This is a genomic window from Arcicella sp. GW458-12-2-14-TSB2 (genome assembly GCF_059423785.1).
Map to the genome: position 1 here is coordinate 42,626 of NZ_JBWKYN010000015.1, position 8,511 is coordinate 51,136.

Here is an 8,511-nt window from a genome sequence, read left to right on the forward strand (position 1 = left end):
ATTTCTAATCTTGATTCAATGCTATCAATTTTCTAATTCTTAATCGTAAACTGGTAATCCAAAAAGCCAGACAAATCCAGCCAATACAGGCAGGATAAAAAACGATTCTCATTGTATGTTCCGTATCCATTGGTTTAAAACCTGGGTTTCCACCATTTCCAGGATGCAGAGAATCTGTCATTCTTGGTAAAATAATCAATAAGGGAATCAACAAAGCTACCGCAAAGATGTTATAAATTGCTGAAATCCTTGCCCTTTGTTGTTCATCTGTAAAAGAACCTCTGAGGATAATGTAAGCGAAGTAGATTAACAGTCCAATAGCAGCTCCATTCAATTTCACATCATTTGTCCACCAAGTACCCCAAGTATATCTTGCCCAAATACTGCCTGTTGCGATACCAACAATCCCAAAGACAATCCCCGTATTGGCATATTCAGATGCTTTATCATCAAAACTCATTAAAGGATTACGAAGATATTGGATAGAATTCCATACCGAAACACCTAGCATAGCAAACATTGCAAACCACATAGGCACATGAAAATAAAGATTGCGAGCGGTTTCGTGAAGTATCGGCTGACTAGGGATACGTCCTAGAAATCCCCAAATTACTACATAGGCCAATAGCACAACGGCCAAGATTTTATACCAGTTTTGTTTCATTATACTTATTTGTGATTGGTAAGAGTGATGAATTGTGAGTGATGAGTTTTGAATAATTCGCTGACCCGTTACTTAGCATTTTTCGCACCTCCATTTACCTAATATATTACCATCAATCTTTTATATACTTATTAATTCTTACTCGTCTATCTTACTTATTATACTACTTTCTATCTTGTAGTGTCTAGTATCTAAAGTCTAAAATCTAGTGTCTAACATCCTAAAGTCCAAAAATCTTCAAGTCCTAAAGTCTAGCACAATCAACTCCTCCACAAAAAAGGAAAAAGAATAACACTTAATACCAATACAATGGCATCTATCGCCAACAGCATCAATACTTCGTCTAAACTGCTTGCTCTATCCAAGCCATCCAAAGCATTTTTAGATATTTTCAATAACATTAATAGCATTGGTAGTATTACAGGGAAACTAAGGATAGCCATCAAGGTAGCACTGTTCTCTGCTTTAGATGCAATACCAGCAATCATAGTTAGTGTACTCGAAAAACCTACTGCCCCCAATACTATACTTGCTAAGTACAGTGGTATATCCTCTACTGGATTACCCATCACTACAGCATATACCCCAAAACCCGCCAACGCTAATACTAACATCAAAAGAGTATTATAAACAATTTTGGAAATAATAATACCTACGGGGCTAGCCAAAGTATAGTAATACAAAAGCCTTCCATATCGCTCTTGGGTAAAACTTTTGGCTATGGCATTCATTGCTGTAAATAATAAAATAATCCAAAACAGCGTATTCCACGTAATTTTATCGATTTGATTAGCTTTCATCCGAAAAGACAAATAACAAACATACACTGTACTAACAATATATAACAGCATGCCATTAAGCGCATATTTTTGTCTTAGTTCAAGCGTAATTTCCTTTTCTATTAAAGCTTTAATCTCTTTATACATGCTACGGAATAAGCAATTGTCTATTTTGCGTATTTTTTTGCAAAGTTACGACACAAACAAAACGCTTGGTCATGAAACAAAATAATATTTTGACATTCCAAAATGATTTTAGTCATTAATTGTTTCTAATGAAGGAACTCTTTGTTAATTTGCATTTGTTTTAGAATAAGTCTAAATAAATCATTTCAAGATTACATGAAATTGACCATTTGATTCTGTTTTTAGAATTGAATTTCTATTCAGTTGAGTACTGATAAATAAAGCCCATGAAAACCATTGCAGATTTACAAATAGGAGAAAGAGGAATTATCGTTAATTTTACAGACGAAGGGTTGTCCTTAAAATTACTTGAAATGGGTTGTTTACCCGGCACACAAGTAACCATGACACATATTGCTCCTTTTGGTGACCCTATTGCTGTTAAGGTTTCTGGGTATGTACTTTCGATGAGAGTAGATGAGGCCTCGACGATTGTAGTTGCTTAACAGTAATTGAAAGATGGTATTTGTGTGTTTCTGTATGAAAAGGCAATTATCAAAAACTGCAAAAAATCAGTGTCATCATCTCAATTACTGAGCTTAAAGCCTCTTTATATGAAGTTCGCTCAAAAAATTGCCGTTAATTTAATTTAAAAAATTGAAAAAATCTCCAAAAATAGCTCTCATCGGTAATCCAAACGCTGGGAAATCATCATTATTTAATTCGCTAACTGGCCTTCGTCAGAAAACAGGTAATTTTCCTGGGGTGACGATGGACAAACTAATTGGTAAATGGAAATTAGAAAGTGGGGATGATGCTGAAATTCTGGATTTGCCAGGTATCTATAGTATTTATCCTAAATCTGTGGATGAACAAGTAGTTATCAATATTTTGGCTAACCCAAAACATCCCGACTATCCAGATTTAGCCATTGTTGTGGTGGATGCATCCAACCTTAAGCGTAATTTATTGCTTTTTAGCCAAGTACGTGATTTGGGAATTCCTACTGTACTAGCGCTAAACATGATTGATGTTGCTGAAAATCAAGGAATTGTAATTAATTCTGTAAAATTAGCACGTGAGTTGAATGTTGAAATTGCCGAAGTGAATGCTAAAAAAGGCATTGGATTAAACGGTTTACGTTTGGCGGTGAATAAAACATTGGCATCTGGCTATAATTCTAATGATACCCTACCAATGACTTATTCAAGTGAATTGGTTGACGAAATCAAACAGAAATATGGCGATACTGACGATTATCATGCTTTACTCTGGCTTTCAGAACATGATAATTTAAGGCAATTCAATACCCAACAAAGAGTAGGCTTTGATGAACTGCAAACAAAGTATGGTTGGAAAACCCAAGAGGCGCAGTCAAAGGAAACTATGGCAAGGTATGCACAATTGAATGAAATTGTGGATAACTGCTTACATGAAATGCCAGTTGAAGAAGACCCTATCAATACTTGGACAGACCGCCTTGATAAAATATTCTTGCATCGTTTTTGGGGTTATTTCATTTTCTTAGCCATTCTATTTATCGTCTTCCAAGCCATTTTTACTTGGGCAACTTATCCGATGGATTTGATTGATGGAGGCATAGCCTCACTCAACGAGTTTCTCAAAGCAGAACTTCCTGATTCTAAACTAACCGATTTGCTCACCGACGGATTGATTTCGGGTATCGGTGGCGTGTTGATTTTCATTCCTCAAATTGCTTTTTTGTTCTTCTTTATTTCAATGTTAGAAGAAACAGGCTATATGTCGAGGGTAATGTTTATCATGGATAAACTCATGCGTAGATTCGGTTTGAGTGGGAAATCGGTTGTGCCTTTAATTTCAGGGGTTGCTTGTGCGGTACCAGCTATCATGAGTACGCGTAGTATTAGCTCTTGGAAAGACCGACTGATTACCATTATGGTAACGCCTTTAATGTCGTGTTCGGCACGTTTACCAATTTATACCGTGTTGATTGCCCTTGTGGTGCCAGAAACGAGTTCCTTATTTGGTATTTTCAATTTACAAGGGGTAGCCTTGTTTGCTTTGTATTTATTAGGCTTCTTTGTTGCATTGGTCTCGGCTTGGATTATGAAGCTACTTTTAAAGGTAAAAGAAAGAAGCTACTTCATTATGGAATTGCCTTCTTATAAAGGGCCTAGGTTTTCACATGTTGCCATAACAATTTGGAATTCTACTAAAGCTTTCGTTTTTCAAGCTGGTAAAATTATCGTGGCTATCTCAATCGTCCTTTGGGTATTAGCAAGTTATGGACCGGGTGATGCGATTGAACGAGCTGAAATTAAAATAAAAGCAGAAAACCCAACATTGACGGGTATTGAGTTGGAGAATAAAATAGCTTCTCAGAAATTAGAAAATTCTTATGCTGGTGTTTTTGGTAAAGTAATTGAACCAGTGATTAAGCCTTTGGGATATGATTGGAAAATTGGGATTGCCTTAATCACCTCTTTTGCTGCGCGTGAAGTATTCGTCGGTACGATGTCAACCATTTATAGTTTAGGTGGCGAAGTAGATGATGAAAACGCTACGGTAATGAACAGAATGCGTGCCGAAATCAATCCTGAAACGGGTAAACCCATGTATGATACAGCTTTGGGCTTTTCACTATTAATTTTTTATGCCTTTGCGATGCAGTGTATGAGTACGCTCGCAATTACTTATCGCGAAACTAAATCATGGAAATACCCAGCCATTCAATTATTCTATATGACTGGCCTTGCTTACATTTCAGCATTTATTGTTTATCAGGTATTGAAATAATAACGTCAATCGTTAAAAATATTGATAGAAGGCAAGCTTAGGTTTGCCTTTTTTTGTTGGCAAAATTTTGAAATTACTGATAACTTGTTAATCTATAAAATATCTCAACTCTACCCTCACTAACTCACAACTATTACCTCACCACCTCAAGTTATCAATAATATCACTCGCAATCATAGCCATTTGTCCACGACTATTCGCTGCTAAATCTCCTGCTTCGCCATGTTTAAAAACGCCTAGAATAGCCGCTTCTTTGGCTGAATACCCTTGTGCCAATAATGCTACAATAATACCCGTCAACACATCCCCACTTCCAGCAGTTGCCATGCCTGCATTGCCTGTTGAATTAAAATAAACATCTCCTTCGGGAGTAGCAACAGCCGTTTGATAACCCTTTAATACTACAAATATTTGATGCTTTTTAGCAAACTGTTGCAGTAAGCTCAGCTTGTCATAATCATCTTTCCATGTCAATCCCAATAATTTTTGAAACTCTTTGGGATGGGGTGTCAAGATAGTATTAGGAGGCAATTGTTTAAATAAACTTCTGCCCTCTTCAGTTCCAAGTAAATTCAAGGCATCAGCATCAATGACCATTGGTTTGTTGGTAGCGGCGATTATTACGCTTTCCAACATTTTATAAACATCTGGGTGTGTGCTGATACCCGGACCAATAGCAATAGCTTGATAGTGTTCGAAATCTTTTTCGGTAAAGTGTGTTGAAATAAAATCCAAGTCATCTGAAGTAGTTAGCGTCATAGCTTCTGGCACAGAAACTTGCATTATTGTATAAGCTATATCTGGCACATAACAAGTAAGTTTACCAACACCCGAACGCAAACAAGCCTTAGCAGATAAAATGGCGGCTCCCATCATTCCTTTTGATCCTCCCAATATCAGGCTATGTCCATAAGTGCCTTTGTGAGAGAATTTTTGGCGATGCTTAGGAAAAATTTGCGCTGTATAAAAATAATAAGATGGGAGTTCATTAATCATTTGCTCATGTAAGCCAATGTCAAGTACTTCCCATTCACCTACAAATTCATAATTCTGAGGCAACATCAATGCCAATTTGGGCAACTGAAAAGTAACAGTAAAATCAGGCTTGAAAATAACATCTTCTTTATCATTTGCATTATCCATAAACAACCCCGAAGCAATATCTACGGCAATTTTTATGGCTGGCGTTTCATTTAAGGTATTGATAAGTTCTTTTAAGATTCCTTCAACACACCGATTGATTCCAGCCCCTAATAGGGCATCAATGATAATGTTATTTTGTTGAATTTCAGAAAATAACGTAAAATCGTTAACGGTCTTGATGAAATTAACTTTAGCAAAACTTTGAAGGCGTTTCAGGTTTATATCAAAATCAGCACTTGTTTTGTCGGTATATTGCACGACAAAAACTTTTACACAAAAGCCCTGTTGCTTTAATAAACGAGCGATAGCTAAACCATCTCCCCCATTATTCCCCAAGCCACAAAATATGTTGACACACAATTTTGTATTCAAAAAATATTTTTGACCAAACCAATTGACAAAAGTAGCACAAGCCCTTTCCATCAAATCAATAGAAGAAATTCCTTCTTTTTGTATCGTAAAAGCATCCAAGGCTCTTATCTGACTAGCATTAAGAATTTTAAGCGTTTCCATTGATTTATTATCTATAAGTTACTTTTTATTAATCATTGTTTCTGTTACTTCATTCAACACCCTAATTTTTTCTTGAAAGTCGCCTTTAATTGACTTTCGGATTTCTCGCAAATTGTCCAATAATTGTTGAATATCATCTGGAATAATATCATCTAAAAACTCTCGCATCCTTTTTGCCATCGTGGGCGATTTTCCATTGGTCGAAATGCCTATTTTTAAATCTCCTTTTTGTACGATTGACCCTAAATAAAAATCACAAAGGGCTGGTGTATCTGCTACATTGCATAAGATGTGTCTTTCAGCGGTACTACGTTTGATGTTTGCATGCAATTCGGGGTTATCCGTTGCCAAAATCACCAAATCTCTATTATCTAAATCATTATACTCAAAATTCCGTTCCTCTATAATTACTTGTGGAAAACTCTGCGCATATTCTCTCAATTCGGGTCTTATCATCGTTCCCACCACAGTTACTTTAGCATCAGGACTATTATTCAGCATCGCCGAAAGTTTTTCTAAACCCACATTTCCTCCGCCCACAAGCAAAACATTCAATTCTTCTAACTTAAGAAAAACGGGAAACAATCGGTTTTTTATGGAAGTATTTTGTATCATCTATTTGTTCGAATAATTGAATGAGAATGTCTATAAATATAAAATTAATATCCAACAATGGCTATTAATAAACAATTTGAAAGGCGAAGATACAAACAAAAAACCTTGCTCGGAATCCGAGCAAGGTTTCAGTAATCAAGCATTTATATAAAAATCGTTATGAAAGATTTTTCTTCTTTAGATTGGCAACAAAGTCCTAATCACTTTTTTGTCAATTTTTCCGACAGATGTTTTCGGGATAGCCTTGGCGAAATCAACCGATGTTGGGATTGTCCATGCTGTGATTGTTTTATCATCCACATACTTTTGCAAGAAATTCTTTAATTCTTCTTTTGTCAGACTTTGGTCTTGTTTCAATACAATCATGGCATGTGGGCGTTCGCCCCATTTTGTATCTGGAATCCCCACTACTGCCACTTCCTGAACAGCTTCATGTTTGCCAATCAGGCTTTCCAAGGCGATAGAGCTTACCCATTCTCCTCCAGACTTAATCACATCTTTTATTCTGTCAGTTATTTTCAATGAATGATGCTGATTCATTGTAGCCACATCGCCAGTATGCAACCACCCTCCTTCCCACAAATCTTCCGACTTTTCGGGTTCATTAAAATACCCTTGTGTCAACCACGGTGTTCTTGCTGTTATTTCCCCAATTGTTTCTCCATCTTTACTAGCAATGCTTCCGTTCTCTGTTAGCAACTGTAAATCAACTAAAATAGCAGGCGTTCCAGAACGCGTACGGGCTTTCACTTGGAAATCTATATCCGGATTTTTTGCATCTTCAGGGTTCAAGTACACTGTTGATAAAATCGGACAGGTCTCAGACATCCCATATCCCGTAATTACATCTATTCCTCTTTGTAAAGCTGCTTTGGCCAAAGCCTCTGGTAAAGCAGAACCTCCAATGACTACTTTCCATTGAGATAAATCAATTTGTTGAGTAGCTGGATGTGAGACAAACATTTGTAAAATAGTAGGTACGCAATGTGAAAAGGTAACTTTTTCTTTTACAAAACACTTCAATACCATTTCAGGATCAAACTTGCCAACATACACTTGCTTAGTATTACACATCGTAGCGACATAAGGAAACCCCCATGCGTGTACATGAAACATGGGTGTAAGTGGCATATATACATCGGTATTATTAAAACGACATGCACCAGCAATCGCACTGAATGTTACGCTGATGGATAATGTATGTAACACTAACTGTCGATGAGTAAAATACACCCCTTTAGGATTGCCTGTTGTGCCTGTAGTATAAAAGGTAGTGGCTACGGCATCTTCGTCAAAGTCCTCGAAGTCATATTCATCAGCAGCATTTTCTAATAGAGCCTCATATTCGCCTATTATTGGTAACGAAGTATTATTAATATATTCGCCGTCATCAGTACAAACAATAATACTTTTAACGGTAGTTATTTCATCAATTAAAGACGCCAAAAGTGGCAAAAAATCAGCGTGACAAATAATTACTTCGTCTTCAGCATGATTAATAGTATATAATATCTGAGCAGGTGAAAGTCGCCAATTGATGGTATGTAATACATTGCCTGTCATCGGAACACCAAAGAAACATTCCAAGTATCTATGAGAATCATAGTCCATGACAGCAACAGTTTTGCCACCATCCAGCCCCATGTTTTTCAAAACATTTGCTTGTTTTCGAACTCTTCGATTCAGTTCGAAATAATTATATCGTAACGAGTCCTTATAAACAATTTCGTTGTGAGGTTCCAAAATTGTAGAATAAGCAAGGATACTTTTAATCAATAAAGGATATTTAAAAGCGTGACTGGCTGAGGGCAACTTGCGAATATTCATTTAAAATCGTCGAGTTATCACAATTTTTTTATAAAAAATATAAAATTATTAATAATTATACAAAGG

Annotated in this window: 7 protein-coding genes; 2 read left to right on the forward strand and 5 right to left on the reverse strand. The window is 36.4% G+C overall.

Annotation, left to right across the window (positions count from 1 at the left end; all coding sequences use genetic code 11):
- Positions 1-4 precede the first annotated feature (4 nt).
- Both ccsA and AC07XN_RS03905 read right to left on the reverse strand, forming a co-directional pair.
- The gene (ccsA, locus tag AC07XN_RS03900; protein WP_494742095.1) at positions 5-721 is read right to left on the reverse strand and encodes a cytochrome c biogenesis protein CcsA; all 717 of its coding nucleotides are present in this window, start codon (positions 719-721) and stop codon (positions 5-7) included.
- Between the two features lie 203 nt (positions 722-924).
- The gene (locus AC07XN_RS03905; protein ID WP_494742091.1) at positions 925-1,590 is read right to left on the reverse strand and encodes a heme exporter protein CcmB; all 666 of its coding nucleotides are present in this window, start codon (positions 1,588-1,590) and stop codon (positions 925-927) included.
- A gap of 266 nt (positions 1,591-1,856) precedes the next feature.
- Here AC07XN_RS03905 and AC07XN_RS03910 point away from each other — a divergent pair, with 266 nt between their 5' ends.
- Both AC07XN_RS03910 and feoB read left to right on the forward strand, forming a co-directional pair.
- Positions 1,857-2,075 (forward strand): FeoA family protein, encoded by a 219-nt coding sequence (locus tag AC07XN_RS03910; RefSeq protein ID WP_309913561.1) that lies wholly within the window; start codon positions 1,857-1,859, stop codon positions 2,073-2,075.
- Between the two features lie 151 nt (positions 2,076-2,226).
- Complete coding sequence (feoB, locus tag AC07XN_RS03915) at positions 2,227-4,347, forward strand: ferrous iron transport protein B (protein ID WP_309913557.1); 2,121 nt, start codon at positions 2,227-2,229, stop codon at positions 4,345-4,347.
- A gap of 138 nt (positions 4,348-4,485) precedes the next feature.
- Here the strand turns inward: feoB and AC07XN_RS03920 are convergent, their stop codons facing one another.
- The 3 genes from AC07XN_RS03920 to AC07XN_RS03930 form a co-directional block, all read right to left on the reverse strand.
- Positions 4,486-6,003, reverse strand: coding sequence for an NAD(P)H-hydrate dehydratase (locus AC07XN_RS03920; RefSeq protein WP_494742092.1), 1,518 nt, complete (start codon positions 6,001-6,003; stop codon positions 4,486-4,488).
- An 18-nt stretch (positions 6,004-6,021) separates the two neighbouring features.
- Positions 6,022-6,618, reverse strand: a complete 597-nt coding sequence (locus tag AC07XN_RS03925; protein WP_309913545.1) for a precorrin-2 dehydrogenase/sirohydrochlorin ferrochelatase family protein — start codon at positions 6,616-6,618, stop codon at positions 6,022-6,024.
- 177 nt (positions 6,619-6,795) lie between these two features.
- On the reverse strand, positions 6,796-8,445 hold the full coding sequence (locus AC07XN_RS03930; RefSeq protein ID WP_494742093.1) for a fatty acid--CoA ligase: 1,650 nt from the start codon (positions 8,443-8,445) through the stop codon (positions 6,796-6,798).
- Positions 8,446-8,511: the final 66 nt, after the last annotated feature.

Coding starts and splice junctions, on each gene's coding strand:
- AC07XN_RS03905 (WP_494742091.1), bottom strand. CDS start 1,590: ATGTATAAAGAGATTAAAGCTTTAATAGAAAAGGAAATTACGCTTGAA.
- AC07XN_RS03910 (WP_309913561.1), top strand. CDS start 1,857: ATGAAAACCATTGCAGATTTACAAATAGGAGAAAGAGGAATTATCGTT.
- AC07XN_RS03920 (WP_494742092.1), bottom strand. CDS start 6,003: ATGGAAACGCTTAAAATTCTTAATGCTAGTCAGATAAGAGCCTTGGAT.
- AC07XN_RS03925 (WP_309913545.1), bottom strand. CDS start 6,618: ATGATACAAAATACTTCCATAAAAAACCGATTGTTTCCCGTTTTTCTT.
- AC07XN_RS03930 (WP_494742093.1), bottom strand. CDS start 8,445: ATGAATATTCGCAAGTTGCCCTCAGCCAGTCACGCTTTTAAATATCCT.